Origin of the sequence: Allomuricauda sp. TY007 (genome assembly GCF_010468565.1) — a bacterium.
Taxonomy (GTDB): domain Bacteria; phylum Bacteroidota; class Bacteroidia; order Flavobacteriales; family Flavobacteriaceae; genus Flagellimonas.
Genome location: NZ_WUEG01000005.1, coordinates 92,784 through 119,601, shown reverse-complemented (window position 1 = coordinate 119,601; position 26,818 = coordinate 92,784). Strand labels below are relative to the sequence as shown.

Below are 26,818 nucleotides of genomic sequence, written 5' to 3'. Positions count from 1 at the left end.
ATTTTTGCCGAACTTCACATCATGCAAAAAGACTTGGGAAATTACAGAAAAACTTACGAAAAAAGTGAGCTGACCGAGGCTTCCATAAGACAAAACCCATTGGAGCAATTTCAGAAGTGGTTTTATGAGGTAGAAGCTTCAGAAGGGGTGGACGAACCCAATGCCATGACGATTTCTACCATTGGATTGGATGGATTTCCGAAAAGCAGGGTAGTTTTAATGAAAAAATTCACTTTCGAAGGTTTTATTTTCTACACCAATTATCAAAGTGAAAAAGGCAGGGCCATTGAAGCAAATCCATCGGTTTGCCTATCTTTTTTTTGGCCCAATATGGAACGTCAGGTTATCATAAAAGGAAAAGCTGAAAAAATAGCTGAAAATCTTTCTGATGGATACTTTGAATCCCGACCTCATGGCAGTAAACTAGGTGCTATTGTTTCTGACCAAAGCGAGGTAGTTCCGTCCCGCGAATATTTGGAGGATAAGTTGAAAAAACTCCAACAGAAATATGAAAACAAGGAAGTGCCCAGGCCTGAGTATTGGGGAGGGTATCTCGTAAGACCTATTACTATTGAGTTTTGGCAGGGACGTCCCAATAGGTTACATGATAGAATTAGATACTCCCTGCAGGAAGATTTTGATTGGAAAATAGAGCGATTGGCACCATAAATTCCAAAAAAAGATGAAACAATTGATATTAATGAGACATGGGAAATCCTCATGGGATTACGATGTCTCCGACAAGGACAGACCCTTAAAACAAAGAGGTATAAACGATGCCCATTTGGTTGCCAAAACCTTTGGTTTGAAAGCCCCTTCAATCGATTTTATATATTCGAGTCCCGCCAATAGGGCCTTGCACACCAGTATGATTTTTGTGAGGAACCTTGAATTTGATCTTTCAAAATTTAATGTCACCAATGCACTTTACGATTTTTCGGGCAACAGTGTAGAGCAATTTGTGAAAAAGCTCGACAATAGTTTGGCCACCGTTGCAATATTCGGGCATAATTATGCCTTCACCTCGCTTGCAAATACTTGGGGAGATCAGTATATTGAGAACGTTCCCACGGCTGGATTGGTCCACATTACATTTGGTGTGGACGATTGGTCCAAAATTGCAAAAGGAACCACAAAGCAAATGGTCTTTCCAAAACACTTGAAAAAATAGATGATAAAAACAAAGAACGAGTATATAAATAGGGAAATCAGTTGGTTGCAATTTAATGCAAGGGTATTGCAGGAAAGCAAAGACCATAGAGTCCCATTGATTGACCGACTACGGTTTTTAGGGATTTTCAGCAATAACTTGGACGAATTCTTCAAGGTGCGTTATGCCACGGTAAAACGCATTGTAGATGCAGGAAAAACCGGTAAAAGTGTCTTAGGGGGAGAAAGGGCCAAAGATCTTTTGGAAGAGATCACCAAAATTGTAATAGATCAGCAGGCACGTAGTTTGGAGATTTTTAAACAAATTGATAAAGAACTTCGACAAGAAAATATTTTTATTATCCGGGAAACCGAAGTAAATGAAAGCCAAGCCGAATTTATTCGGGACTATTTTTTCAAAAAGGTGAACCAAGAGTTGATGACCATCATCTTGAACGACCTTACCGAGTTTCCATTGTTGAAGGATACGGCTGCCTATTTGGCGGTCAAGATCGTGATGAAAAACGGTTCCGTAATGGGAAGGCACAACCGATATGCTCTTATCGAGATACCCAAAGGAATAGACCGTTTTGTGGTATTGCCGAAAGAGGGAGACAAGAACTATGTCATCATATTGGATGATTTGATTCGTTTTTGCTTGGACAGTGTGTTTACCATGTTCGAGTTTGAATCCATTTCGGCCCACATGATCAAGATTACCCGAGATGCGGAACTGGATATAGACAACGATCTGAGTAAAAGTTTTATTGAGAAGATTTCATCTAGCGTAGAGCATCGAAAAATAAGTGATCCTGTACGTTTTGTCTACGATAAAAGTATAGATAAGGACACGCTCCAATTCCTAAAGGAAAAAATGGACATTATGGGCACGGATAGTGTGATTCCAGGTGGCCGTTATCATAACAGAAGGGATTATATGGGCTTCCCGAGCTTGGGGAGACACGACCTTATGTACGATATAATAGAGCCCTTACCCGTAAAAGGCCTCAGCATGAAAGGAAGTTTGTTGGACATGATCGCCCATAAAGATTATATGATCTATGCTCCCTATCATACCTTTAGTTATGTGACCAAATTTTTAAGGGAGGCAGCACTGGATCCACAGGTACGCAGCATAAAAATTACCATATACCGATTGGCCAGTGACAGTCAGATTGCAAATGCTTTGGTCAATGCGGTTAAAAACGGAAAACAGGTAACGGTTCAAATAGAATTACAGGCACGGTTCGATGAGCAGAACAATATTGAATATGCCAATCATTTACAAGACGAAGGGGTAAACCTTATTTTTGGTGTTCCAGGTTTAAAAGTGCACAGCAAAATTTGCTTGGTAGAGCGCGAGGAGGAAGAAGGTATTAAAAGATACGGTTTTATAAGTACCGGCAACTTTAACGAATCAACAGCAAAGATTTATACGGATTATACCCTGTTTACGGCTCATCAAGGTATTTTGAAGGATATGAACAAAGTGTTCGGTTTCTTTGAGACCAACTACAAAATCAATAAGTACAAGCACTTGATAGTATCCCCGCATTACACCAAATCAACTTTTATGAAGTTGATCGATAAGGAAATTGCTTTGGCCAAGGCAGGAAAAGAGGCTTACATCAAAATAAAGATGAACAGCCTTACTTCTTACAAGATGGTGGACAAATTATACGAGGCCAGCAGGGCAGGAGTTAAGATACAGATGATTGTTCGGGGAATTTGCTGCTTGATTCCCGGTGTGGAAGGTATGAGCGAGAACATAGAGGCAATAAGTGTGGTGGACAAGTTTTTGGAACACCCGAGATTGTTCATTTTTGGCAATGATGGCGACCCGAAAATCTATATTTCATCAGCGGACTGGATGACGCGCAACCTGGACTTTAGGGTAGAGGTGGGCTGTCCCATTTACGACCCCGATATTAGACAGGAATTGCTCGATACTTTTGAGATTTCTTGGAGGGACAACTCCAAGGCACGTGTGTTTTCGGCAAAGCAGGACAATGCTTATAGAAAACGTACAAAAGGAGAGCCCGAACTACGATCACAGTTCAAGATGTACGATTACTATAAAAGCAAGTTGGAGATTTAACCATGCATGGTTTCCCTTTTACCGAGGTCTTTCATTAATTGGGCCTCGTACTCCAAGAGGGCTTCCCATTTTTGATCTACCTCCTCTTTTTTGCCGTATTTGCGGGCAAACTTTAGGAACATGGTGTAGTGGTTGGCTTCGCTTACCATAAGATTTCGATAGAACTCGGATAACTCTTTGTCGGCTATTTCTTCAGAAAGTAATCTAAAACGTTCACAACTGCGGGCTTCGATCAAAGCAGCATACAAGAGTTTGTGGACCAAGTGGGTTTCCCTGCTGCCGCCTTTTGGGAAGAATTTCATCAACTCGATAACATATTCATCCTTGCGTTCGCGGCCCAAGACCCAGCCGCGCTTTACTATTTTATCGTGCACCATGTTAAAATGCCCCATTTCTTCACGGGCAAGAGCGGTCATCTCCTTTACCAATTCCGACTTTTCCGGAAAGCCAATAATCAACGAAATGGCAGTGCTGGCTGCTTTTTGCTCGCAATACGCATGATCCGTCAGAATCTCTTCGATGTTCTTTTCAACAATGTTTACCCATCTTGGGTCGGTTGGTAATTTTAAGCCTAACATGATGTGTATTTTTCCGCAAAGATAATCCGACAGGATTAAATAAATTCGTCGGACCCTCGTTATATTTGTAAAACCAACAGATTCTAGTCTATATCTTATGGCCAAAACCTCTAAAGATTATCTCTCCGATATTCTGAAATTAAATTTAAATGAATTAGAATTCCAATGGTTGACAGGTGCTGTAACGCAAGTCTCAAAAGCCAAAAGCAAAAAGGATCTGTACATGACCTACAGCCTGTGTACTTCCAAAATCCAAAATACGCACATTGCTGATTTTGGTACACAGGATTTTGCATGGAAAACTTACTTGGAAACACAAAGGGCATCCACCTTGGAGATTTCCAGAATTTTTATACTTTCTTCTGCCCTCGAAGCAGGGGATGAATTTTTACAGCCCGTACAGCAATTGATTCAGGTTGCGGATAAAACCGAATTGGAAACTTTTCTAAAATACCTGGTCTTGCTGCCCGAACCAGAAAATTTCAAATTTGCTGCGGTGGAGGCATTACGGACCAATATTGCCACGGTTTTTAATGCCATATCCCAATATAATCCCTATCCATCCCAATATTTTACTACGGCAGAGTGGAACCAAATGTACCTAAAAGCTGCTTTTATGCAGCAAGATTTAAAAAAAATACCTGAGGTTGAAAAAATGGCCAACAAGGATTTGGCACGGATCATATCTGATTATGCACACGAAAGATGGGCGGCATCAAGAGATGTGGACCCTATGTTTTGGAGACCCGTATCCAATTTTTTGGAAGGCAACTTGGTCGATGACATTGAGCGTTTGTTCAAAAGTGATGAAGAAAGGGAGCAAAAAGCGGCCACTTTGGTCTGCTTTAATTCCAACTCCGAAAAAGCAAGAAAATTACTAGACATATACAAAACCCATCTGCAAAAAGTAGAAAAGGGTGATATAACCTGGAAAAATTTATAATATCATGGATGATAAAATAATGATAATAGACCCACACGTCCACATGACCTCAAGGACCACCGATGATTATGAGGCCATGGCAGCGGCTGGTGTTGTGGCTTTGATAGAACCATCGTTTTGGTTGGGTCAGCCTAGGACTCAGGTGGGCTCATTTCAAGACTATTTTAGCAGCCTCGTGGGCTGGGAGCCGTTCAGGGCCTCACAATTTGGGATAAAACACTATTGCACCATCGGACTGAACTCAAAAGAAGCCAACAATGTGCCCTTGGCCGAAGAGGTGATGGAATTGTTGCCCCTGTATCTGCACAAAGAAAATGTGGTGGCCATTGGCGAGATTGGTTATGATGATCAAACCGAGGCCGAGGACCGTTTTTTTCGGGAGCAATTGGAGTTGGCCAAGGCTTTTAACATGATGGTCCAAGTGCATACCCCGCATAGGGATAAAAAGGCGGGCACAATTAAAAGTATGGAAGTTTGTCTGGAACACGGCATAGACCCGGGAATGGTGGTGATAGATCACAACAACGAAGAGACCGTTAAGGATGTTTTGGACCGAGGATTTACAGCGGCATTTACCATCTACCCCAAAACTAAAATGGGCAACCAAAGAATGGTGGAAGTGGTGAAAAAATTCGGTAGCGACAATATTATTGTGGATAGCTCTGCCGATTGGGGTGTGAGTGATCCGTTGGCCGTTCCGAAAACGGCAAACCTGATGCTGGAAAGTGGAATTGCTCGTGAAGATGTGGTAAAGACTTGTTATCAAAATGCCTTGGACTTTTTCGGCAGATCTGGAAAAATGAAAGAGGAACACTGGTTGAACCCGGAGGCCATTGATCAACGAAAGCTATTTAATGACAATAGTGTTTTGCGCGGTCAGGAGCCAAAGGTAGAGGATAACAAAATTGTTTAATGGGGCCACGTGTAAAGGCATATCTCCAACTGTGTAGGCCTCCCAATTTACCTACCGCTGCAGCCGATATTTTGGCAGGTATCTCCATATCGGGTCTATTTGCTGGAATAGGGACATTTGCAATACCAACAGTGGATTTGTTTCCATTTTTGATGTTGATATTGGCCTCTGTGTTTTTATATGCTGGCGGAGTAGTGCTCAACGATGTTTTTGATATTGCAATTGATAAAGTGGAGCGACCAGAAAGACCTATTCCAAGTGGGATAGTTCCTTTGGGCAAAGCAAGGTCTTTTGGCTTTGGTTTGCTCTTGGTGGGAATCTACTTTGCTTTTTTGGTCAATGTCAATAGCGGTATCATTTCCATTTTTTTGGCTTTGGCCATTTTGTCCTATAACAAATTTGCAAAGCACCATGCTTTCTTTGGCCCTCTCAATATGGGTATTTGTAGGGGACTCAACCTTTTGATGGGTATATCTTTGCTGAATTCAATGGAAAACTGGCCCTATGTTTTGGTTCCCATCGTATTTATTTTTGCTGTAACCATGATCAGCAGGGGAGAGGTGCACGGAAAGAACAAGGGCAATATACTGCTAGCGGGTTTGTTGTACGTTACAGTATTGTCGGGCGTGTTTTATTTGCATCAAGTGTATGCAAATGGCGACCTTTGGTATCTATTGTTTTTGGGACTTTTTGCTTTTATGGTTTTCAAACCTTTGATCAGGGCATATCAACATAATACACCAGAAAATATAAAGAAGGCTGTAAAGTCCGGTGTGCTGTCCATTATATTGCTGGATGCCGCTATGGCTGTTGCGCATGCCAATCTAATTATTGGAGTGTTGACGCTCTTACTGTTGCCATTATCCATGTATTTGGCCAAACAATTTGCAGTTACCTAGCTTATGAATAAAATTACGCTACCTACGATTCGACAAGAGTTTCAAGTACGGTATACATATCAATTGCTTTTTACCCAGCATTTATTTGCGGTTGGGAATCCTTTGTTCAAAAATGTGTTGGCCGACTATCGTCCAAACCATGCTATCAAATGTCTTTTCGTGCTAGATCAAGGAGTATTGGACCATCATCCGAATCTAGGAAGGGAAATCGAAGAATATTGCAATCACTTCAAGAATCAAATCCAATTTACTGATCTTATCGCCGTTCCAGGTGGGGAACAGAGCAAAAAAGACCAATCCAGTGTTAACAAATGTCTTGAAGCCATCAATAATAATGCTATTTGCCGACATTCATTTGTAGTGGTCATTGGAGGTGGGGCAGTGGTTGATATGGTGGGTTATGCCGCCACTATTGCTCACAGAGGTGTGAAGCTTATCCGAATTCCAACCACCGTTTTGGCACAAAATGATGCTGCGGTAGGTGTGAAGAACAGTGTAAATGCTTTTGATAAGAAAAACTTTCTGGGCACCTTTTCAGTTCCCTACGCCATCATCAACGACTTGGAATTCTTAAAAACCTTGGAACAAAGAGATTGGATAGCAGGAATAGCAGAAGCAATCAAAGTTGCCTTGATAAAGGACAAAAAATTCTTTGAATACATCGAATCCAATGCAGAAGCACTCGCCAACCGGGAAATGGAGCCCATGGCCTATCTGATTCACCGTTGCGCAGAATTGCACATGGAACACATAGCCGAGGGTGGAGACCCTTTTGAGAGCGGCTCTTCGCGGCCTTTGGATTTTGGGCATTGGTCCGCCCACAAGTTGGAATATATGACAGGGTACAGCCTCAGACACGGTGAAGCCGTGGCGATAGGTATGGCCATTGATATGGTCTACGCCAGTTTGGTCGGTGTGTTGCAAGATGATTTGGAGCGAGTGCTATCGGTCATGAAAAAAGTAGGCTTTAACTTGGAGGTTCCTTTGGAAAAAGATGCGGAAATCAAAGAGCTCCTCAACGGGATTGAAGAGTTCCGGGAGCATTTGGGAGGCGAACTCACCATTCCCTTAATTCCCAATATAGGGGCCAAAACCGATGTCCACAGTATCGATTATGAATTAATGGAAAAAGCAGTGCGAAGCTTTATGTACAAACCGCAAAACTCTTTATGAGGATCAAGGACAAATATCACCTGACCTATTGCACCAATATCCACGCAGGTGGAGATTGGGAAGAAACCTTTACCAGCCTAAAGCAACATTTACCAAAAATTAAGAAATCCGTTTCTCCAAACAAGGCGTTTGGTTTGGGGCTTCGATTGGGCAACACGGCCAGTTTGGAACTGGACAATGGGCAGCTTCAGGGTTTCAAAGATTGGCTATCCGAAAATGACTGTTACGTTTTTACGATGAATGGATTTCCCTACGGGAATTTCCATGGAGAACCTGTAAAAGACCAGGTTCACGTACCTGATTGGACCACACATGAGCGGTTGACGTATACCTTACGATTGTTCAAACAATTGGACTTTTTGGCCCCGGAAGGCATGGAATGCGGTATTTCTACATCCCCCGTTTCCTATAAGCATTGGTTTGACGGTGAGTCTGAAAAGCAACAGGCCTTTGCCAAAGGAGCTGAAAATATGGTCAAGGTCGCGCTTGAATTGTACCAAATTGAAAAGACAACGGGCAGATACATGCATTTGGATGTGGAGCCGGAACCTGACGGGTTTTTGGAGAATACCCAAGAAGTACTGGATTATTTTGACACATATCTGATTCCCGAAGCCATCAAAGCTTTTAAGTCACTCCAACTCCATGAGGATGAGGTTGAAAAGTTGCTCAAGCGGTATATTTCGGTATGTTATGATGTGTGTCATTTCGCATTGGCATACGAAGCTCCAAATTTAACCTTTGAAAAGTTTAAGGCAGCCAACATTTATGTAGGTAAGATTCAAGTGAGTGCAGCCCTCAAAATAATGTATGACAGCGATAAGGAAGAGGAGTTGTGGAACACTTTGGCCCAATTCAACGAGCCCGTGTATTTGCATCAGGTTACGGAATTGGTGGATGGAAAAGTGAAAATATATAACGATTTACCCATTGTTTTGGAAAAAAGGAAGCCTTTTAAAGAGTTGCGCTCCCATTTTCACGTGCCCATATTTTTAAAAGATTATGGGTTGCTTCAATCCACACAAGACCAGATTGAGAAGGTTTTGGACTATTTGAAGGGTAATTTTGTCAGCAATCATATTGAGGTGGAAACCTATACGTGGGATGTTTTGCCCAATGAACTAAAGGTGCCGATTACAGAGTCTATTGCACGGGAATTGGACTGGATGAAATCAAGATTAAAATGAAGAAGACCGTTGTAATCAACATAGTTGGACTTACCAATAGATTGATAGGTGAGCACACCCCATTTATAAAAACTTTTCTGGAAAAAGGAAAGGGCAGCGTGATTAAACCAGTTTTACCTGCTGTTACCTGTTCGGCCCAAAGCACCTATCTTACAGGCAAGTGGCCAACAGAACATGGAATTGTGGGCAATGGATGGTTCTTCAAGGAAGAGTTGGAGGTGAAGTTTTGGCGGCAGGGAAATCCTTTGGTGCAGTCCAATAAAATTTGGGATGAGCTAAAAGCGTTGAACCCAGAATTTACGTGCGCCAACATGTTTTGGTGGTACAATATGTACAGTACTGCGGATTTTAGTGCCACACCACGCCCCAATTATCTGGCTGACGGTAGAAAGATTCCGGACATTTATACCTATCCGGCTGAGTTAAGGGATAAGCTTCAGGCGAAATTGGGAACGTTTCCGTTGTTCAAATTCTGGGGCCCCAAAACATCCATAGCATCCAGTAGGTGGATTGCCGATGCCACGATGGAAATGGATAAGGAAAACAATCCGACCTTGACTTTGGTTTATTTGCCCCACTTGGATTATAACACCCAACGCCATGGACTGAATTTCGATGTTCTGCAGAAGGATTTAAAGGAAATTGATGCTGTGGTCAAGGATTTGGTGGAATATTACGAGGGACAATCGGCCAATATTGTTTTGTTGTCCGAGTATGGCATCACCAACGTGTCCAACCCTATCCACATTAACCGACACTTACGAAAAGAAGGGTATTTGGGTATTAGAGTAGAGCGAGGCTTGGAACTTTTGGATGCAGGCGCAAGCAAAGCTTTTGCGGTTGCCGACCATCAAATAGCGCATGTTTATGCAAAAGATTCCGTTGACTACGACAAACTTTATGAATACTTAAAAACAATTCCGGGGGTGGAAGAGGTTATTCCGAAGAGCGAAAGGGAAAATCATCACATAGATCACGAGCGAGCGGGCGATTTTGTGCTTGTGGCGGACAAGGATAGCTGGTTCACCTATTATTTTTGGGAAGATGATACCGTGGCACCCGATTATGCCAGAATGGTGGACATACACAAAAAACCGGGTTACGACCCCGTTGAAATGTTTACCGACCCTGCAGATAAGCTTGTTGTACCTAGAGTAATGTGGAAACTTTTAAAAAAGAAGTTGGGCTTTAGAACTGTAATGGATGTGATTCCCTTAAAGGCTGAATTGGTGAAAGGATCTCATGGAAGAATTCCGGAAGACAGGGAGGATTGGCCCATTCTAGTGACCAATAGTGTAAGCAATCTGCCCGAAGAAGAATTACTTGCCACAGAAGTTTATGGAGTGCTAAAAAATCATCTAATTCAATAAATATGGAAACGTTTTTCAAGATTTTCGCGGTAGTTTTCACGCTCTTGTTCGGCTATGCCATAGCAGTACAGTTCAATGATCCAGATGCTATAAAATGGATGCTGATTTATTTGGCCGCTGCGGTGGCATCAATACTTTTTCTATTGAAGAAGCTTAAGCCTGTCATCTATTTTTTGCTTACGATTTTCTTTTTGGTGCTGTTCTTTATGTATTGGCCAGAAACCTATGAAGGTGTTCGGTTGGACCAAGGAATGAAAACCGTAAATATTGAAGAGGGAAGGGAATCATTAGGCTCTTTGATTGCCGCGGTAGTGATGTTGGTGTATGGATTGAGAACGCGGTTTATGAATAAATCAAAAGTCTAGATCAAACTCTTTTCTGAGCAAATCCAAATTTGGGTTTTTCTCTCTTAGTTTTTCATACTTCTCTTCTGGAGTAAAGGCAAACTTTTTGGCTACCTCCTCATTAACGGTAATGTAAAGAGAAATGGAATAGTTGTTCAATTTTTGCTTAAGGTAGTCTAGCATCAAGCTTTGTTCCCGTTCTATTTCCTTTTTCATGGTGCCGTTGGGAAGCTCTATCCAAATGGTATTTTCATTTTTGAGTTTGGGAACATCGGTCTGGAGATTACTGGCCAAAATTTTTCGGCCCTGTTTCTCCAATTGGTGGACAAAATCGTCCCAATGCTGCTGCATCTCTTTCTCTTCAAAAGGATCTTTGGGCAAATCTTTTTCGTCTATGCTAGGTGCTTTGGTATTCTCATGTGCCTTTTTAACCTTAATACTCGATAAAGAAAGTCCGGAAACCCGTTTTTCTGAAGTCTTAATTTCAATTTTTTTGGGTTGATAAGGCTCCTTTGGCTCACTTAGCTGTTCCTTTGCCGCTTCTTTTGGTTCAGGAGCATTATTTACGGGTTCTTTTGGGGAGGAGGGTTGCTCGGTTGCTCGGTTATCTTCTTTTGGTGGGGCAGGAGTGCCATTACTGTGGGGTGGCTTTGTACCGTTGGATGTAATTGTTTTTCCTGCAAAATAAGAAGCAGGTATTATGGAACTAGAGTTTTTTTTTTCTCCATCAAAAGTGATGGACGCTAACTTCATGAGGGTGAGCTCGACGAGCAGCCGCTGGTTTTTACTGGATTTGTACTGCAGGTCACAATCGTTTGCCAGGTCTATGGCTTTTAATAGAAATTGTTTTGATGCCTTTTTGGATTGTTCCTGATATTGTTGCGTTACATCTTCACCTACTTCCAAGAGGTTCAAGGTATCGGGGTGTTGACAAACCATCAAATCCCTAAAGTGTGAGGCCAATCCAGTAATAAAATGGTGACCGTCAAATCCGAGCGACAAGGTCTTGTTAAAAAGTACCAAGAGCTCCGGTATGTTGTTCTCCAAAATCAAATCCGTGGCCGAGAAATAGATATCGTAATCGAGAACATTGAGGTTTTCCGTTACGGCCTTTCTCGTCAATTCTTTCCCAGAGAAACTTACCACACGGTCAAAAATGGACAATGCATCCCGCATGGCGCCATCTGCCTTTTGTGCGATGATGTGCAATGCACTTTCTTCAGCTTCAATACCTTGTTGCTCTGCTATATGTTTTAGGTATTCCGAGGCATCCTTTACCGTGATGCGCTTAAAATCAAAAATTTGGCATCGGGATAGAATGGTCGGGATTATTTTGTGCTTCTCCGTGGTTGCCAAGATAAATATGGCGTGTTTTGGAGGTTCTTCCAGGGTCTTCAAAAAAGCATTGAAGGCAGATTGGGAGAGCATGTGGACCTCATCTATAATGTAAACCTTGTACTTTCCAGTTTGAGGTGGAATCCGTACTTGATCTATCAAACTACGAATGTCGTCCACAGAGTTATTGGAGGCTGCATCCAATTCAAAAATATTGAAGGCAAAATCCTCATCTTCCCTTTCAGTGCCATCTTGGTTTATTTTTTTGGCCAAAATACGGGCACAGGTGGTTTTACCTACACCTCTTGGACCACAGAACAACAGGGCTTGTGCCAAATGGTTGTGCTCAATGGCATTCAACAGGGTATTGGTAATGGACGACTGGCCCACAACATCCTTGAATGTCTGGGGTCTATATTTTCTAGCTGATACTATAAATGGTTCCAATGCTGGGAAAAATAGAATTACTACAAATATAAAAATAGGAACGGGCAAAGTTGCCTGCATGTGCACAGTTAACCCGTTTTTTATTAACAATTGGATTACCTTTGCAAATAGCAGGCCACCTTATCGCTGCAAGTATGGGCAACTATGCTTGGAGAGGAAAGTCCGGACACCATAGTGCGGCATAGCGGGTAACGCCCGTCCGCCGTGAGGCGAGGACCAGTGCAACAGAAAGCAAGTACAGTTCGGCTGTAGTGAAATCGGCAAACTCTATGCGGTGAAACGTCATGTAAACCAATGTTTGAGGGCTGCACGCCCGAGTTGGAGGGTAGGCGGTTGGAACACTTGGGCAACCATTTGTCTAGATAAATGATAAGGGTATACAGAATCCGGCTTATGGCCTGCTTTTATTCTACTTCAAAAAAACTGAAGATACTACCCCCATATTTTCGTTGCCCCGAAAATTTTGGATGTTGGGATAGATTGGTTTGGTCGGAATGTTCAATGATCAAAAGCCCATCATCCAGCAATAACTCTTGTTCAAATACCAGATTGGCACTGTTTAAAAATTGTTCGGTATCAAAATCATAAGGTGGGTCTGCAAAAATGAGGTCGAACTTTTCCGGTGTTTTTTGCAAAAACTTGAACACGTCGGATTTCACCGTGTTGATAGTAAAATCCAGTTCCTGTGCCGTTTTGGAGATGTATCGCACACAACCTTGGTGGCCATCTACGGCTGTTATCTTTTGCGTACCCCGCGAAGCAAATTCAAAACTAATGTTCCCTGTTCCCGAAAATAGGTCCAGCACTTTGAGCTCGTCAAAATAAAAGCGATTGTTCAAGATGTTGAACAAGGCTTCCTTGGCCATGTCCGTTGTGGGACGAACAGGTAGTTTTTTTGGGGCAGTCAATCTTTTGCCCTTGTATTTTCCTGAAATAATGCGCATTAAAGAGAGCTTAAAATGGAAAAGTCTATGCTCTCGTTTTCCAATTGATCCATAGGAAAGGAAGGATTGCTGGGCGCAAAAACGGAAACATTTTTTATGTATTGGTAGCAGAGGTCGTAGATAGGGTCTCCCTCTTCAATAGCTCCGAAGAGTTTAAGCTGAATTTTTTCCAAATCCATTTGTAATTGCTCCAAACTGAACAACAGATAGTATAGGAAATCTTCTTTGTTCTTGTACTCGAACTGGTTGTAGAAGAGCAATTTTTTATCGGACATCACCATCATTTCCATCTCGCGTTCGGATACCTGTACATAGCAAATCGGTTCCGAAGTAGTTCTGTTTTGGTTCAACAGGGTGTTGATGAGAACGGTACCGCTATGCTTAAATTCAAACTCCCCAAAAAGCTCAAAAATATAGTTGTTTACATTGGTGTAGGGAATGTAAACGTTCATAATTTCTTGGTTGGGAACCTCATCGTATGCAATAAGGTCGTTTGCCATGATCTTGGCGTTGAATTTTAGGTAGTTGGGCAGCTCTTCTTTGTTAAAAAGTGGCTTTGGTACCAAACCGAACATATTGTTTTTGTGGACGACCATTACTTCGGAAAAGTTTCTTCCAATCCCGCCCTGCTTACTTAGTTTTTCTTTTAATTCCTTTAGCATCAGGTAGGGGGTGAGCTGTGTTTGGAAATTCACCCTTTCAAAGGCTAAGATTTTATTGGTAATGGTATCCAGTGCACAAAAAGAAAGTCCATTCAAGCCAGCTTGAATGGACAGTTTTCTATGGGCGCTATTTGTATCGTTCGGTACTATAGCTAATTTATCTTTTTCCTATCGTATATAGGTGGCCAGTTTCCATTGGTACTAACATCGGTCAAGGAGCCAACCTTTATTTCCGAACCATTAACTTCTTCAACACTCTGGTAAGAATTTTCCTTTTCCACCAAGTCTTCTGGTTGATCGTAAAGCACTACACTTTTCTTGACCTTGGCTTCGAATACTGGGGCTTTATATCCGCTTTTGTCGATAATGTCGGCCTTCATTTCAAACTTTTCATCGTTCTGGGCGTAGGGAACGTTCATCATTGTTTTGTAACGGTCATCTGCTCCAAAAAGGGAATCTTTTACCTTAACAGTACCCAAAGTGTCAATAATAATGGTATCCTGTTGCATTTCAATTTGGTATACCCTATCATACCTCATAAAAGAGGAGTCGCGCTGTGTAGTAATGGTATAGTTGCCGGTGTCGATGAATTTGATCAAGCTTTCAAAATCGTTGGCGTATTTTCCATTTACTGTTTTGTAAGCTTCTTGCGAGTCTCTAATGTCCTTTAACTTGTTGATTACTTTGGCAAATCTTTCATTTCTTACCTTGTTAAACTCAATAGGAGCGTTTATGGAATGATATATTTTATAGCCAAGGTAAATGCTCAGGATTCCAAATAGAATTATTAAAACGGGCTTTACTTTTTGAGGTAAAAATCTATCAATAACGAAAACAAGCCCTATGGTCACAAGGCATATTAATACAACAATAAGAATTAAGTTTAACATATCTGATACTGTCTTTCAAAGTTAATTTAGTGGTTACAGACAAATCTACAATATTTTTTTTATTGGGAAACTTTTTGCTTTAAAAAAGACCACTATATTTAGCACTCATGAAGGATTTTGACGCACCTACTTTTTTAAAGATTTTAACTGAAAAATTCCCGCACGCACCTACCCAAAAACAAGGTCTTGCACTTAATAAGCTGGCTAACTTTGTTTTAGATGGTCAAAAGGACAAAGTGTTCCTTTTAAAAGGATTTGCTGGAACGGGAAAAACGACATTGGTGGCCACATTGGTGAGCAGTCTTTGGAAAGTTAAAATGAGTTCGGTTTTGATGGCTCCTACGGGCAGGGCCGCAAAAGTTATGTCCGTTTACTCCGGAAATAAAGCCTTTACCATTCATAAAAAGATATATTTTCCGAAGAAACAATCGGGCGGGGGGATTCAATTTGTTTTGGCACCGAACAAACATCGCAACACCGTTTTTATAGTGGACGAAGCATCTATGATTCCGGATACACCCGCAGATTCCAAACTGTTCGAAAATGGTTCGCTTTTGGATGACCTTATGTATTATGTGCACTCTGGGCATAACTGTAAATTGATATTGATCGGGGATACCGCCCAATTACCGCCCGTAAAATTGGAGTTGAGTCCTGCACTCGATGAAAATCGCCTATCCTTAAATTATGATAAAGAAGTGGAATGTTTGGAGTTGGATGAGGTAATGCGGCAATCGGATGATTCGGGCATCCTTTATAATGCGACCAACCTTCGGGAGCAATTGCAATCTGAGTTTTTTGAGGACTTTAAATTTGATTTGGCCCACTACAAGGACATTGTCCGTTTAATAGATGGTAACGAAATACAGGAAGCCATTGATTCATCTTACGGTGAAAACGGAAAGGAACAAACGGCCATAATTGTGCGCTCGAACAAAAGGGCCAACCTTTACAATCAGAACATTCGTGAACGTATTCTTTTTTTGGATAATGAAATTTCGGTCGGGGATTACATGATGGTCGTAAAGAACAATTACTTCTGGCTAAAACCCAATTCCGAAGCCGGTTTTATAGCCAATGGAGACATTATAGAGGTGCTGGAACTCTTTGCCATCAAAGAATTGTATGGGTTTAAGTTTGCGGAGGTAAAGGTGAAAATGGTTGATTATCCCAACCAGAAACCTTTTGAAACTGTTCTTTTGTTGGATACGATTACCGCGGTGACGCCTTCCCTCTCTTATGAAGATGGAAACAAACTCTACCAAGAGGTAATGAAGGACTACGCACACGAAAAATCCAAATACCGAAAGTTTTTAGGGGTGAAGAACAACAGGTTCTTTAACGCACTGCAAGTCAAGTTTTCCTATGCGATTACTTGCCACAAATCGCAAGGGGGGCAATGGGATACCGTTTTTGTGGAGCAACCCTATCTGCCCAATGGAGTGGACAAGGATTATTTGAGATGGCTTTACACTGCTGTTACGAGGGCAGAACGACAACTCTACTTAATAGGTTTCAAGGATGATTTTTTTCTTGACTAGGAAAAACCTATTTTAGACATCAGCATGAATATTGAACCAGATACCATAATAAGTTTGTTCCTCGGAATTGGATTGGCGGCCTCGGTCGGTTTTCGTGTTTTTTTGCCACTTTTTGCCCTAAGTTTTGCGGCATATTTGGGAGTTTGGGATCTAAACGAAAGCTGGCAGTGGATTGGAAGTTTGACAGCTCTCATTACCTTGGGAGTGGCTACCATTGTTGAGATTTTCGCCTATTTCATTCCTTGGGTGGACAATGTTTTGGATAGTATTGCCATTCCCTTGGCCGGAATTGCAGGTACCGCCGTAGTGGTGTCCACAGCAGCAAATTTGGACCCCGTGGTCACTTGGTCCTTGGCCATTATCGCCGGGGGCGGAACGGCAACGGCCATAAAAGGGGCCAATGCAGCAGGTAGGTTAACATCCACCGGAACCACAGGAGGATTGGCAAATCCTTTGGTATCGACGGTGGAAACCGGGGCAGCTGTGGCCGTTAGTACGGCATCCATCTTGGTGCCGCCCATTGCAGCTATTCTGGTAATCATCATTTTATTGATCATATTCAGGATTTATAGAAAGATCAGACCCAAAAAATAACATTCATTCAAGCAACAGAAATAAAGTGAATATAATTTCCATGATTCCCGCTCGCTATCAGGCCTCCAGGTTTCCCGCTAAACTGATGCAGGACCTTGGTGGGAAACCCGTGATTGTCAGAACCTACGAAGCAGCCGTTAATACAGGACTTTTTAACGAAGTGTACGTCGTCACCGATAGCCCCATAATCTCCGATGTGATCAAAGAGATAGGAGGTAATGTGATCATGAGCAAAACAACACACGAAAGCGGTAGCGACCGAATTGCGGAGGCTGTGGAAGATATGGATGTGGATATTGTAATCAATGTTCAAGGGGATGAGCCTTTTATTGATGCCGAAAGTTTGGAAAAAATTATCAAAGTATTCAAAAATGATACAGCGAAAGAAATTGACCTAGGATCATTGATGACACCGATTACCGACTGGGATGAAATATCCAACCCCAACACCGTAAAGGTTATCGTGGACAATCAAGATTTCGCCCTTTATTTTTCACGTTCCCCGATTCCTTATCCAAGGGACAAAGAAGTGGAGGCGCCCTACTATAAACATAAAGGGGTATATGTTTTCAGAAAGCGGGCACTCATGGATTTTAAAAAGTTGCCCATGTTGCCTTTGGAGGCCAAGGAAAAAATAGAGGCCATCCGATTTTTGGAGTACGGTAGGAAAATAAAAATGGTGGAAACCCATGTTACGGGTATAGAAATTGATACCCATGAGGATTTAGATCGAGCCAGAAAAATATGGAAGTAGATTTCTCCAACATAAAAACAATTGGTTTTGATGCAGACGATACCCTTTGGGTAAACGAGACCTATTTTAGGGATACCGAAGAAAAGTTTGCTGAACTCTTGGAAGGTTACGAAACCAAGAACAAGATAGACCAAGAGCTATTTAAAATAGAAATGGCCAACTTGGATATTTATGGATATGGTATAAAAGGATTTATGCTCTCCATGATAGAATCTGCGCTGGACCTTTCCAATAATAAGGTTTCGCAAGAAACCATTGGAGAAATATTGAACCTGGGCAAGAAAATGATATCCCATCCCGTGGAATTGCTCGATGGGGTGGAGGAAGTGCTATCCAAATTGGTAGGAAAATATAGGTTGGTCGTTCTGACCAAGGGAGACCTGTTGGACCAAGAGCGAAAGTTGGAAAAGTCCGGGCTTTCCAAATATTTTCACCATGTAGAAGTTTTAAGCGATAAAAAAGAGAATAACTATAAAAATTTACTAGATCATTTAAATATAGATGTGGGCGAGTTTTTGATGATTGGCAATTCCTTAAAATCGGATATATTGCCCATCTTGAATATTGGGGCCCAAGCTGTTCACGTTCCATTTCATACCACATGGGCGCACGAAATGGTTTCCGAGGACGAGTTGGTGAACAACCATCTAAAACTTAATGGTCTAAAAGAAATTTTGAAGTATTTGAATAACTAATGAAGATAGAAAGCAATTTGAAAAAGCATAAAATAAACCCTGCAAATAAAACCACCTACCGAAACTTTCCCATGGTACCCAAAGTTATTTTTGGAGCGGGAAGCTTTTCACAGTTGAGTGATATTTTGCTGCCAATGCGAAAAAGTTCGGAGGCACCCTTTATTTTTCTGGTAGACGATTTCTTCGAAAACGAACAGTTCTTGGCACAGGTTCCTTTGATGTTCAATGACGAGGTTATTTTTATTTCCGCGGAAGAGGAGCCCAAAACAGCACAAGTTGATGCGCTTGTTGCCCAGATCAGGGAAAAATACAGCGAACTTCCATCGGGCATTATAGGTATTGGGGGAGGAACGCTATTGGATTTGGCCAAGGCCGTATCCATATTATTGAACAATAAAGGACTCGCCAAGGACTACCAAGGATGGGATTTGGTGAACAAGCCGGCATTGTACCATGTTGGAATCCCCACCATTAGTGGAACAGGAGCCGAAGTGTCGCGTACCACAGTATTGTTGGGACCAGAAAAAAAATTGGGGATCAATTCGGATTTTACACCTTTTGACCAAGTACTTTTGGATCCCGATTTTTCAAAAACTGTTCCCAAAGACCAATGGTTCTATACCGGTATGGATTGCTTTATCCATTGTGTGGAATCCTTAACGGGTACTTACCTGAATGCTTTTAGCCAGAGTTATGGGGAGAAGGCCATGGAACTTTGCCAAGATGTATTTCTTGGAGATATTCCAGCAGAAGATTCCAGGGACAAGTTGATGATGGCATCTTGGCACGGGGGAATGAGCATCGCTTATTCACAGGTTGGGGTGGCACATGCCATGAGCTATGGTTTATCATACGTCTTGGGGGTAAAACACGGAATAGGAAATTGTTTGGTGTTTCAACATTTGGAAGAATTTTATCCCGAGGGCGTAGTGTTGTTCAATAAAATGATGGATAAGCACAATATTCAATTACCAAAAGGAGTTTGTGCCGACCTTACCCAAAACGATTTTGATGTGATGATCAATGTGTCCATGAGTTTGGAACCCCTTTGGGAAAACGCCCTGGGCAAGGATTGGAAAACCATAATGACGCCAGAGCGTCTTCAATCACTTTATGAAAAAATATAAGATTTGCTCTTGATAGGGCAAATGGCCAAAAAATGCAATGGCTCGCTAAATTTATTTACTTCAATATTTTGGGATGGAAGCTCAGCGGTTCCTTTCCCGACGTGAAAAAGTGCGTTGTAATCGTTGTACCGCACACCCATTGGTTGGATTTCTTTTTGGGATTGTTGATCAGGAAAGTGGTCAACCAAGAAATTAACTATATTGGCAAAAAGAGCCTTTTTAAGCCCCCGTTCGGATGGTTTTTTAGGTGGACTGGAGGTGCACCCGTAGATCGTTCCAAAAATTCCAATACGGTAGATAATATCGTTCAGGTTTTCAATGCCAGAAAAATATTCCGCCTAGCATTGGCTCCAGAGGGAACACGAAAAAAGGTAGAACAGCTCAGAACGGGATTTTATCATATCGCCAAAAAGGCCCATGTGCCCATTGTGATGGTCGCTTTTGATTTTGGCAAGAAGGAAATCAAAATAGGGGAACCGTTTTTTACTACGGACAATCAAGAAAACGACTTCCAAAAAATTCAAGACTTTTATAAAGGGGTAAAGGGAAAAGTGCCCGAATACAGCTTTGATTAAATTACACCCCCTTCCAATATTTTTGATGGCTATAAATCAAACATGCAAACATGTTATGATACCAACTTATATTTTAAAAATGGTGTGATTGTACAATATGGAAGTTCTTTTGCTTAAAAAACCATTATCTTGAATTGATTATTAACTAACAAACTATTTATGAAATTATCAACCTTCCAATCTATTGGTAAAGCTATTCTCTGTTGTTTTTTATCCTTTTCTTTTGCCAATACTTCAATGGCACAAGAATCCAAAAAAAGACTGCCCATTATTGATGTGCACGTGCACGCCATGGGAGGCAATCCGAATGCTTCGCCTATGTGTCCATGGTTTTTAAAAGATATGCCGGGCAGCGGCCCAAACCAGGAGCCACCATCTTTTATAAATACCAATTGTATTTCTCCCTTACAACCCGCCAGAAGCGATGCCGAAATGGATGCAGCCATTCTTAGGGCCAATAAAGAATTGAACATTACTATGGTGGTGAGCGGAGATGCTAAAGTTATCCATAGATGGCATAAGGCAGCACCCGACCGTATAATTCCATCTTTGGGAATCAGCAATGCCAATGAGATGACAGTTGAAGCATTTAGGGATTCATTGTCCTCAGGCTTTTATAAAGTAATGGGCGAAGTGGCTCCCCAATACCAAGGAATGTCCCCAAGCGATATGTCGCTGGATGAATACTTTGGTGTGGCCGAAGAATTGGGTATCCCTGTTGGAATACACATGGGAACAGGCGGCAATGGCATGGCCAATATTACACGACCTAAGTACAGGGCCTCTCTTGGTCAACCCTTTTTGTTGGAAGATATGTTGGCAAGACACCCTAAACTGAAAATTTGGGTAATGCATGCCGGTTACCCTATGGCAGACCAAATGATTGCACTCATGGGCGCCAATGCTTATGTTTATGTGGATTTGGCCGGCTTTATTTGGTCGTATCCGTTGGAGGAAATCCATGCGTATCTAAAACGTTTGGTACAGGCAGGTTTTGCCAAAAGAATTATGTATGGAACGGATTTGATGATGTGGCCGGAATTGCTCGAAACTTCCATTGAAGTGATTGAAAGTGCCAACTACCTTTCCGAAGAGCAGAAAAGAGATATATTCTTTAACAATGCAGTGCGATTTTTTAATTTGGATGCTTCCAAATTTGAATGATCACTAAATAAGGAATGAACAAAAGGGGGCTTGCCAACTGGCACCCCCCCCCTTTTTTTTGTTTATAATAAAGGGAAGTTTCTATTCTTTCATGCTATGAAAAACGTTCTGCACATCATCGTCCTCTTCGATTTTTTCCAGAAGTTTCTCTACATCGGCCATTTCTTCTTCATTGAGTTCTTTGGTTACTTGTGGAATGCGGTCAAAACCAGAGGAAACAATTTCAATCTCTCTCGATTCCAATTCTTTTTGAATGGCACCAAAATTTTCAAAAGGCGCATAAATATGGATACCGTCTTCATCCACAAATACTTCTTCGGCACCAAAATCGATCATTTCCAGTTCCAGTTCCTCAGGGTCGATACCCTCACCGTTGATGGTAAAGTTGCAGGTATGGTCGAACATAAATTCAACAGAGCCCGATGTGCCCAAACTTCCGTTACATTTGTTAAAGTAGCTTCGGATATTGGCCACGGTGCGTGTATTATTGTCGGTGGCCGTTTCAATTAAGATGGCAATACCGTGGGGTGCGTAGCCTTCAAAAAGCACTTCTTTGTAATCACCCTGACTTTTGTCCGAAGCCCTTTTAATGGCACGCTCAATATTGTCCTTGGGCATGTTTACGGACTTGGCATTCTGAATTACGGCACGTAGCTTGGAATTGGCATCGGGGTCGGGGCCACCTTCTTTAACGGCCATAACAATATCTTTCCCAATACGTGTAAAGGCTTTGGACATGGCTGCCCAACGCTTCATTTTACGTGCTTTTCTAAATTCGAACGCTCTTCCCATATAATCTTAAATTCTGGATGATGGCAAATTTAGCAAAAAAAGCCCCTTTGTCAAGATGAATATGGGTTGTGCTACCCAACTATTTCATCTATGGATTTTGCCAGGTCGATATCCTTTTGGGTAAGCCCGTCGGCATCATGTGTGCTTAGTTTGATCGTGAGGTTGTTGTAGACATTTTCCCAATTGGGATGATGGTTTCGCTTTTCACATTCAAAAGCAATGTGCGTCATTGTCGCAAAGGCCTCCTTAAAGTCCCCAAAAGTGAAGGTTTTCTCGATCATATCATCTTTTAAGGTCCAACCTGATAAGTTTTTCAAGGCTGCTGTAATTTCATTTGTGGTCAACTTTTTCATACATCTTCATTTTCCAAGAAGATAATCAATTAAGCGATCAAAAGAAAACTATACTGGGAGATGGTGCTCTATAATTTCTTGGCAACTGATACGCAGGTTCTTTGGCAAGACATTGTCCTTGGGCAAAGCAGCCAAATATCTATCCTCGTTGGTGGTGTAGACCCTTTTGTAAATCGGATGATAATTTCCCAAATGCTCGATGACCTCTTTGATGAATTCCTCATGCTGGATAAGATCGTTACTGCCCAAATGATAAATGCCTGTTTTGTTTCTATTGATGAGGTAGTGGATTTGTTGTGTAAGCCTATCATCGTTGGTCACGTTAATGATAAGGTTCGGGAATACCTCAATAGGTTCTTTGTTTGCTATGTTTTCCTTGATTTCTTTGATTCGGGGCGAAGCATTTCCAAAAACCATAGGTACACGAAGTATTGCGGTTTTACCTTTAGGTAAACGCATCATCATGTTTTCGATTTTTATTTTGAGGCGTCCATAGACACTTAACGATAGGGTTTTGTCATGCTCATACGATGGAAACTTGCTGTAGGCATCAAAAACATTGGCAGATGAAATAAAGTACAATTTTGTATCTGTTTGCATCAAATACTCCATCAAATGTTGATGGGCTTGAATTTGTGCGGGAAAATTTCCCCGGAGCGATGAAACAATTACATCTGGCTTAACCTTTTCAAGAACCTTAAAAATATCATCTTCCTCAATATCGTAGCGTAAAAACTGTTTGTTCTTGGCAAAAGAACGATTGGAGCAGTAAGTACCGTAAGTATCAAAATAGGAGCAGAGTTCTTTGTATATGGCATTGCCCACAAATCCACTCGCTCCCAGTATCAATATCTTTTTTTTATCCAAATGTTAATTAGGTGTTTTTGTAGAATGGCAATTTTACAATGCTTGCCAAAACAGTATTTTTTCGTATTTGAATATGGATAGGGGTATCCACTTTTGAAAACTCGGTGGTCACATAGCCGAGCCCGATTCCTTTGGAGAGGGATGGCGACATGGTGCCCGAGGTTACTTTTCCTACTTCGTTGCCATCGGTATCCAAAATAGGGTATCCCGCTCTTGGGATCCCCCGCTCTTCCATTTGGAATGCTACCAGTTTTCTTTTGGGACCTTCGGCTTTTTCTTTAGCAAAGTTTTCGCTGTTCACAAATTCCTTCGTGAACTTGGTAATCCAACCCAAGCCAGCTTCAAACGGAGAGGTAGTATCGTCAATGTCGTTTCCGTAAAGACAATAACCCATTTCCAAGCGTAGGGTGTCACGGGCGGCCAAACCAATAGGTTTAATGCCAAAATCGGCTCCAGCTTCCAAGACTTTGTCCCACACTTGTTGCACTTCGGAATTCTTGCAATAGATCTCAAAACCTCCGGAACCGGTATATCCAGTGGCGGATATGATTACATAATCGATCCCTGCAAAATCACCTACAACAAAGTTGTAGAACTTAATGGCGGATAAATCCACAGAAGTGATGGATTGCATAGCCTCTACCGCCTTGGGTCCTTGGATGGCCAATAGGGAATAATCATCTGAAATATCCCGCATTTCAGCATCAATGGTTTTATTATATTTTGTAATATGGTCCCAATCCTTTTCAATATTGGATGCATTCACCACCAACAGATAGGTCTCGTCTTTTACCCTATAAACAATTAGATCGTCCACGATTCCGCCCGTTTCGTTGGGCAAACAACTATACTGCGCTTTTCCAACGGCCAATTTGGAAGCGTCATTTGTCGTCACTTTTTGGATCAGTTCCAAAGCCTGTGGGCCCTCGATCAAAAACTCCCCCATGTGCGAGACATCAAAAACGCCCACACCTTTGCGAACGGTTTCGTGTTCAATATTTACACCTTCGTAGGAAACGGGCATATTATAGCCCGCAAAAGGTACCATTTTAGCTCCCAATGCCTCATGCGTTTTGGTAAGTGCAGTATTTTTCATTCCTTTTGGTTTTGAGGCAAATTTATTGATTTCACCGCAGATGCACCTTCATCCAAAAGAATGTTTTAAACAACGCTTTGTTAAAATTGCCGAGTGTTTGACTAAATATCGAGCAAATAGGATTTTAGATTTTCGTATTCAGAGATTTGATGCGACTTTTTCTGTTTGTGCATTACCCTTTTAATTTGATTTGGGATTTTCGGACTCAATCCCAAAGTATCCTCCACCACATCCAAAAACTTAACAGGATGCGCCGTTTCCAGGAAAATACCATAGGTATCTGGATGGGATTTTTGGTATTCCTTAAACCCTAAGTACCCTACTGCTCCATGAGGGTCCATGACATATCCAGTTTTGGAATATACCTCTTTCATGGTTGTTTTGGTGGCTTCATCTGTAAATGCATAGGAGGAAAGGTGCTCTTTGAGCGTTTCCAAATCATTTTTGTGCATATGTCGAATCCGTACAAAATTGCTTGGGTCGCCCACATCCATGGCATTGGAAATAGTGGCAATGGATGACATCGGTTTGTATACCCCATTCTCCATAAATTTGGGAACCACATCGTTTACATTGGTGGAGGCCACAAAATGTTTGACGGGCATACCCAATTTTTGGGCGACCATCCCTGCACAGATATTTCCAAAATTCCCAGAGGGTACGGAGAAAACAATTTCCTTTCCTTTTGATTTTGCTTGTTTGTAGGCAAATAAAAAATAGAACAATTGGGGCAACCATCTGGCCACGTTGATACTATTTGCCGAGGTCAATTTCTTATGGTCCGTGATCTCTGTATCCAGAAAAGCAGTCTTTACCATGCGTTGACAATCATCAAAAACGCCATCCACTTCCATGGCCTCAATGTTTTGTCCCAATGTGGTCAATTGTTTTTCTTGTATTTCGCTCACTTTTCCGCTAGGGTAAAGGATAACCACTTTTACACCATCAACCCCTAAAAAACCATTGGCAACGGCACCACCAGTATCCCCTGAAGTGGCCACCAAAACGGTAACATCTTGTTTTTCTCCCTGAGAGAAGTAACCGAGGCAGTTGGCCATAAAACGCGCGCCAACATCTTTAAAAGCCATGGTGGGGCCGTGAAAAAGCTCCAAGGTGGCCACATTTTCTTCGATGTCGACCACAGGAAAATCAAAATCCAACGTATTGGCGATGATTTCTTTCAAGGCCTCATCAGGAATATCTTCGTTTACAAATTGATGAATGGCTTGGAACGCTATTTCCTGATTGGAAAGCTCTTCAATATGTTCAAAAAAAGCAGTAGGAAGTGGTGTGATGCTCTCCGGAAAGTAGAGTCCCTTGTCCGGAGCGATTCCTGCTATGACCGCCTCTTTGAACGAGGCCTGTATATTTTGGTTGTTTAGACTGTAGAATTTCATGGATTTAAGCATTTTTTTTTATCCCTTGGCTGTTGACTTTGGAAATGTGAATATCGAAATCCACCCCAATATTTTGATAGGTTTTTTTCATGGACTCGGCCACCCGTTTGGCAGTTTCCTCGCCTTTGCTCAGGGCAAAAATTGATGGCCCCGACCCTGAAATTCCACTTCCCAAGGCACCTGATTCAAGAGCATTTTTTTTAATATCATCGAAAGCGGGAATCAAAATGGAACGGATGGGCTCCACGATATGGTCGTGCAATGAGCGTCCGATGAGTTCGTAATCATTCTGGAACAGTCCGGCGACCAGTCCGCCCAAATTGCCCCACTGTTGAATGCCCTGTTGCATGGAAATAGTGGTCTTTAAAATTTTACGGGAATCCGAGGTTTTGATTTCAATCTGCGGATGGATGACCGTTGCGAATAATTCCGATGGTGTTGGTATCGGGATAATGTCCAGTGGCTCATAACTCCGAACCAAGGTGAACCCACCATAAATGGCTGGGGCCACATTATCGGCATGGGCCACATCACTGGCCAATTTTTCCCCTTGCATGGCAAACTGTACTAATTCCAATTTGGTAAACGGCCTGCCCAACAATTCGTTCATGGCCCAAACAGCCCCCGTCGAACTTGCCGCACTGCTACCAATACCACTTCCTGGTTTAATGCGTTTGTCGATTTCAATTTCAAAACCTCCATCGTAATCGCTTTTTTCCAAAAAGGCCAAACCCGCTACGCCTGCTACATTGTTTTCCGTTTCCAAAGGAAGCTCTTGCCCTTTTATTTTGGTGATTCGAATGCCTTTTTCGGAAGTTTTGCGAATGGTCATTTCATCGCCGACCGAATCGAGTGCCAAACCCAGTACGTCAAATCCGCAGGAAACGTTGGCAATGGTTGCCGGGCAAAATACTTTGATTTCCTCCATAAT

28 protein-coding genes and 1 other RNA gene are annotated in these 26,818 nt (G+C 41.9%); 18 read left to right on the top strand and 11 right to left on the bottom strand.

Annotated elements, in window-relative coordinates; all coding sequences use genetic code 11:
- Positions 1-21 precede the first annotated feature (21 nt).
- The 3 genes from pdxH to ppk1 are packed head-to-tail and all read left to right on the top strand — an operon-like array spanning position 22 to position 3,247.
- The gene (pdxH, locus tag GO009_RS07325) at positions 22-669 is read left to right on the top strand and encodes a pyridoxamine 5'-phosphate oxidase (RefSeq protein WP_163625553.1); all 648 of its coding nucleotides are present in this window, start codon (positions 22-24) and stop codon (positions 667-669) included.
- Positions 670-682: 13 nt separating this feature from the next.
- The gene (locus GO009_RS07320) at positions 683-1,171 is read left to right on the top strand and encodes a histidine phosphatase family protein (RefSeq protein WP_163625552.1); all 489 of its coding nucleotides are present in this window, start codon (positions 683-685) and stop codon (positions 1,169-1,171) included.
- Complete coding sequence (ppk1, locus tag GO009_RS07315) at positions 1,172-3,247, top strand: polyphosphate kinase 1 (protein WP_163625551.1); 2,076 nt, start codon at positions 1,172-1,174, stop codon at positions 3,245-3,247.
- Here ppk1 and GO009_RS07310 read toward each other — a convergent pair.
- Complete coding sequence (locus GO009_RS07310; RefSeq protein ID WP_163625550.1) at positions 3,244-3,825, bottom strand: tRNA-(ms[2]io[6]A)-hydroxylase; 582 nt, start codon at positions 3,823-3,825, stop codon at positions 3,244-3,246. The genes ppk1 and GO009_RS07310 overlap by 4 nt on opposite strands.
- Positions 3,826-3,922: 97 nt before the next feature.
- Here GO009_RS07310 and GO009_RS07305 point away from each other — a divergent pair, with 97 nt between their 5' ends.
- The 7 genes from GO009_RS07305 to GO009_RS07275 are packed head-to-tail and all read left to right on the top strand — an operon-like array spanning position 3,923 to position 10,675.
- Positions 3,923-4,768: an EboA domain-containing protein gene (locus GO009_RS07305; protein ID WP_163625549.1), complete on the top strand. Its 846-nt coding sequence runs from the start codon at positions 3,923-3,925 to the stop codon at positions 4,766-4,768.
- Between the two features lie 4 nt (positions 4,769-4,772).
- Positions 4,773-5,681 carry a TatD family hydrolase gene (locus GO009_RS07300; protein WP_163625548.1) on the top strand — a complete coding sequence of 303 codons (909 nt, stop codon included), beginning with the start codon at positions 4,773-4,775 and terminating at the stop codon, positions 5,679-5,681.
- The gene (eboC, locus tag GO009_RS07295) at positions 5,681-6,580 is read left to right on the top strand and encodes a UbiA-like protein EboC (protein ID WP_163625547.1); all 900 of its coding nucleotides are present in this window, start codon (positions 5,681-5,683) and stop codon (positions 6,578-6,580) included. Before GO009_RS07300 ends, eboC begins: the two co-directional genes overlap by 1 nt.
- A 3-nt stretch (positions 6,581-6,583) precedes the next feature.
- Positions 6,584-7,753: a 3-dehydroquinate synthase gene (locus GO009_RS07290; protein WP_163625546.1), complete on the top strand. Its 1,170-nt coding sequence runs from the start codon at positions 6,584-6,586 to the stop codon at positions 7,751-7,753.
- Positions 7,750-8,940, top strand: coding sequence for a metabolite traffic protein EboE (gene eboE / locus GO009_RS07285; protein WP_163625545.1), 1,191 nt, complete (start codon positions 7,750-7,752; stop codon positions 8,938-8,940). The genes GO009_RS07290 and eboE overlap by 4 nt, the downstream gene beginning before the upstream one ends.
- The gene (locus GO009_RS07280) at positions 8,937-10,310 is read left to right on the top strand and encodes an alkaline phosphatase family protein (protein ID WP_163625544.1); all 1,374 of its coding nucleotides are present in this window, start codon (positions 8,937-8,939) and stop codon (positions 10,308-10,310) included. The genes eboE and GO009_RS07280 overlap by 4 nt, the downstream gene beginning before the upstream one ends.
- Before the next feature lie 2 nt (positions 10,311-10,312).
- Positions 10,313-10,675 carry a transmembrane 220 family protein gene (locus tag GO009_RS07275; protein WP_163625543.1) on the top strand — a complete coding sequence of 121 codons (363 nt, stop codon included), beginning with the start codon at positions 10,313-10,315 and terminating at the stop codon, positions 10,673-10,675.
- On the opposite strand, the gene GO009_RS07270 is transcribed toward GO009_RS07275, so the two are convergent.
- Positions 10,664-12,496 (bottom strand): DNA polymerase III subunit gamma/tau, encoded by a 1,833-nt coding sequence (locus tag GO009_RS07270; protein WP_239057410.1) that lies wholly within the window; start codon positions 12,494-12,496, stop codon positions 10,664-10,666. The genes GO009_RS07275 and GO009_RS07270 overlap by 12 nt on opposite strands.
- Positions 12,497-12,543: 47 nt before the next feature.
- Between GO009_RS07270 and rnpB the strand changes: the two genes are divergently transcribed.
- An RNA gene (gene rnpB, locus GO009_RS07265) (RNase P RNA component class A) lies at positions 12,544-12,845 on the top strand.
- On the opposite strand, the gene GO009_RS07260 is transcribed toward rnpB, so the two are convergent.
- The 3 genes from GO009_RS07260 to GO009_RS07250 are packed head-to-tail and all read right to left on the bottom strand — an operon-like array spanning position 12,841 to position 14,932.
- Positions 12,841-13,380 carry an RsmD family RNA methyltransferase gene (locus GO009_RS07260; RefSeq protein WP_163625542.1) on the bottom strand — a complete coding sequence of 180 codons (540 nt, stop codon included), beginning with the start codon at positions 13,378-13,380 and terminating at the stop codon, positions 12,841-12,843. The genes rnpB and GO009_RS07260 overlap by 5 nt on opposite strands.
- Entirely contained in the window at positions 13,380-14,138 is a 759-nt protein-coding gene (locus GO009_RS07255; protein ID WP_239057409.1) for a DUF3822 family protein, read from the bottom strand. Before GO009_RS07255 ends, GO009_RS07260 begins: the two co-directional genes overlap by 1 nt.
- 56 nt (positions 14,139-14,194) lie before the next feature.
- Positions 14,195-14,932, bottom strand: coding sequence for a hypothetical protein (locus tag GO009_RS07250; protein WP_163625541.1), 738 nt, complete (start codon positions 14,930-14,932; stop codon positions 14,195-14,197).
- Between the two features lie 107 nt (positions 14,933-15,039).
- Between GO009_RS07250 and GO009_RS07245 the strand changes: the two genes are divergently transcribed.
- The 7 genes from GO009_RS07245 (at position 15,040) to GO009_RS07215 (ending at position 21,382) form a co-directional block, all read left to right on the top strand.
- Positions 15,040-16,473 (top strand): ATP-binding domain-containing protein, encoded by a 1,434-nt coding sequence (locus GO009_RS07245; protein ID WP_163625540.1) that lies wholly within the window; start codon positions 15,040-15,042, stop codon positions 16,471-16,473.
- Positions 16,474-16,503: 30 nt separating this feature from the next.
- Entirely contained in the window at positions 16,504-17,067 is a 564-nt protein-coding gene (locus tag GO009_RS07240; protein ID WP_163625652.1) for a DUF4126 domain-containing protein, read from the top strand.
- A gap of 40 nt (positions 17,068-17,107) precedes the next feature.
- Positions 17,108-17,821: a 3-deoxy-manno-octulosonate cytidylyltransferase gene (gene kdsB, locus GO009_RS07235; protein ID WP_203532412.1), complete on the top strand. Its 714-nt coding sequence runs from the start codon at positions 17,108-17,110 to the stop codon at positions 17,819-17,821.
- On the top strand, positions 17,812-18,516 hold the full coding sequence (locus tag GO009_RS07230; protein WP_163625538.1) for an HAD family hydrolase: 705 nt from the start codon (positions 17,812-17,814) through the stop codon (positions 18,514-18,516). Before kdsB ends, GO009_RS07230 begins: the two co-directional genes overlap by 10 nt.
- On the top strand, positions 18,516-19,643 hold the full coding sequence (locus tag GO009_RS07225) for an iron-containing alcohol dehydrogenase family protein (RefSeq protein ID WP_163625537.1): 1,128 nt from the start codon (positions 18,516-18,518) through the stop codon (positions 19,641-19,643). The genes GO009_RS07230 and GO009_RS07225 overlap by 1 nt, the downstream gene beginning before the upstream one ends.
- 32 nt (positions 19,644-19,675) lie before the next feature.
- Entirely contained in the window at positions 19,676-20,218 is a 543-nt protein-coding gene (locus GO009_RS07220; protein WP_163625536.1) for a 1-acyl-sn-glycerol-3-phosphate acyltransferase, read from the top strand.
- A 159-nt stretch (positions 20,219-20,377) separates the two neighbouring features.
- Positions 20,378-21,382, top strand: a complete 1,005-nt coding sequence (locus GO009_RS07215) for an amidohydrolase family protein (protein ID WP_163625535.1) — start codon at positions 20,378-20,380, stop codon at positions 21,380-21,382.
- A gap of 81 nt (positions 21,383-21,463) precedes the next feature.
- Here GO009_RS07215 and GO009_RS07210 read toward each other — a convergent pair whose 3' ends face one another.
- From GO009_RS07210 to GO009_RS07185, 6 genes are all read right to left on the bottom strand, one after another.
- Positions 21,464-22,174 carry a YebC/PmpR family DNA-binding transcriptional regulator gene (locus tag GO009_RS07210; protein WP_163625534.1) on the bottom strand — a complete coding sequence of 237 codons (711 nt, stop codon included), beginning with the start codon at positions 22,172-22,174 and terminating at the stop codon, positions 21,464-21,466.
- Between the two features lie 71 nt (positions 22,175-22,245).
- Positions 22,246-22,527 (bottom strand): 4a-hydroxytetrahydrobiopterin dehydratase, encoded by a 282-nt coding sequence (locus GO009_RS07205; protein WP_163625533.1) that lies wholly within the window; start codon positions 22,525-22,527, stop codon positions 22,246-22,248.
- 48 nt (positions 22,528-22,575) lie between these two features.
- Positions 22,576-23,394: a sugar nucleotide-binding protein gene (locus GO009_RS07200; RefSeq protein ID WP_014033762.1), complete on the bottom strand. Its 819-nt coding sequence runs from the start codon at positions 23,392-23,394 to the stop codon at positions 22,576-22,578.
- Between the two features lie 7 nt (positions 23,395-23,401).
- The gene (gene gcvT, locus GO009_RS07195) at positions 23,402-24,490 is read right to left on the bottom strand and encodes a glycine cleavage system aminomethyltransferase GcvT (RefSeq protein WP_163625532.1); all 1,089 of its coding nucleotides are present in this window, start codon (positions 24,488-24,490) and stop codon (positions 23,402-23,404) included.
- 101 nt (positions 24,491-24,591) lie between these two features.
- The gene (gene thrC / locus GO009_RS07190; protein ID WP_163625531.1) at positions 24,592-25,887 is read right to left on the bottom strand and encodes a threonine synthase; all 1,296 of its coding nucleotides are present in this window, start codon (positions 25,885-25,887) and stop codon (positions 24,592-24,594) included.
- Between the two features lie 4 nt (positions 25,888-25,891).
- The gene (locus tag GO009_RS07185) at positions 25,892-26,815 is read right to left on the bottom strand and encodes a homoserine kinase (RefSeq protein WP_163625530.1); all 924 of its coding nucleotides are present in this window, start codon (positions 26,813-26,815) and stop codon (positions 25,892-25,894) included.
- Between the last annotated feature and the right edge of the window lie 3 nt (positions 26,816-26,818).

Excerpts from the sequence above, each read along its gene's own strand:
- pdxH (WP_163625553.1), top strand. The coding sequence starts at position 22 with ATGCAAAAAGACTTGGGAAATTACAGAAAAACTTACGAAAAAAGTGAG.
- GO009_RS07320 (WP_163625552.1), top strand. The coding sequence starts at position 683 with ATGAAACAATTGATATTAATGAGACATGGGAAATCCTCATGGGATTAC.
- ppk1 (WP_163625551.1), top strand. The coding sequence starts at position 1,172 with ATGATAAAAACAAAGAACGAGTATATAAATAGGGAAATCAGTTGGTTG.
- GO009_RS07310 (WP_163625550.1), bottom strand. The coding sequence starts at position 3,825 with ATGTTAGGCTTAAAATTACCAACCGACCCAAGATGGGTAAACATTGTT.
- GO009_RS07305 (WP_163625549.1), top strand. The coding sequence starts at position 3,923 with ATGGCCAAAACCTCTAAAGATTATCTCTCCGATATTCTGAAATTAAAT.
- GO009_RS07300 (WP_163625548.1), top strand. The coding sequence starts at position 4,773 with ATGGATGATAAAATAATGATAATAGACCCACACGTCCACATGACCTCA.
- eboC (WP_163625547.1), top strand. The coding sequence starts at position 5,681 with ATGGGGCCACGTGTAAAGGCATATCTCCAACTGTGTAGGCCTCCCAAT.
- GO009_RS07290 (WP_163625546.1), top strand. The coding sequence starts at position 6,584 with ATGAATAAAATTACGCTACCTACGATTCGACAAGAGTTTCAAGTACGG.
- eboE (WP_163625545.1), top strand. The coding sequence starts at position 7,750 with ATGAGGATCAAGGACAAATATCACCTGACCTATTGCACCAATATCCAC.
- GO009_RS07280 (WP_163625544.1), top strand. The coding sequence starts at position 8,937 with ATGAAGAAGACCGTTGTAATCAACATAGTTGGACTTACCAATAGATTG.
- GO009_RS07275 (WP_163625543.1), top strand. The coding sequence starts at position 10,313 with ATGGAAACGTTTTTCAAGATTTTCGCGGTAGTTTTCACGCTCTTGTTC.
- GO009_RS07270 (WP_239057410.1), bottom strand. The coding sequence starts at position 12,496 with ATGCAGGCAACTTTGCCCGTTCCTATTTTTATATTTGTAGTAATTCTA.
- GO009_RS07260 (WP_163625542.1), bottom strand. The coding sequence starts at position 13,380 with ATGCGCATTATTTCAGGAAAATACAAGGGCAAAAGATTGACTGCCCCA.
- GO009_RS07250 (WP_163625541.1), bottom strand. The coding sequence starts at position 14,932 with ATGTTAAACTTAATTCTTATTGTTGTATTAATATGCCTTGTGACCATA.
- GO009_RS07245 (WP_163625540.1), top strand. The coding sequence starts at position 15,040 with ATGAAGGATTTTGACGCACCTACTTTTTTAAAGATTTTAACTGAAAAA.
- kdsB (WP_203532412.1), top strand. The coding sequence starts at position 17,108 with ATGATTCCCGCTCGCTATCAGGCCTCCAGGTTTCCCGCTAAACTGATG.
- GO009_RS07230 (WP_163625538.1), top strand. The coding sequence starts at position 17,812 with ATGGAAGTAGATTTCTCCAACATAAAAACAATTGGTTTTGATGCAGAC.
- GO009_RS07225 (WP_163625537.1), top strand. The coding sequence starts at position 18,516 with ATGAAGATAGAAAGCAATTTGAAAAAGCATAAAATAAACCCTGCAAAT.
- GO009_RS07220 (WP_163625536.1), top strand. The coding sequence starts at position 19,676 with ATGCAATGGCTCGCTAAATTTATTTACTTCAATATTTTGGGATGGAAG.
- GO009_RS07215 (WP_163625535.1), top strand. The coding sequence starts at position 20,378 with ATGAAATTATCAACCTTCCAATCTATTGGTAAAGCTATTCTCTGTTGT.
- GO009_RS07210 (WP_163625534.1), bottom strand. The coding sequence starts at position 22,174 with ATGGGAAGAGCGTTCGAATTTAGAAAAGCACGTAAAATGAAGCGTTGG.
- GO009_RS07205 (WP_163625533.1), bottom strand. The coding sequence starts at position 22,527 with ATGAAAAAGTTGACCACAAATGAAATTACAGCAGCCTTGAAAAACTTA.
- gcvT (WP_163625532.1), bottom strand. The coding sequence starts at position 24,490 with ATGAAAAATACTGCACTTACCAAAACGCATGAGGCATTGGGAGCTAAA.
- thrC (WP_163625531.1), bottom strand. The coding sequence starts at position 25,887 with ATGAAATTCTACAGTCTAAACAACCAAAATATACAGGCCTCGTTCAAA.
- GO009_RS07185 (WP_163625530.1), bottom strand. The coding sequence starts at position 26,815 with ATGGAGGAAATCAAAGTATTTTGCCCGGCAACCATTGCCAACGTTTCC.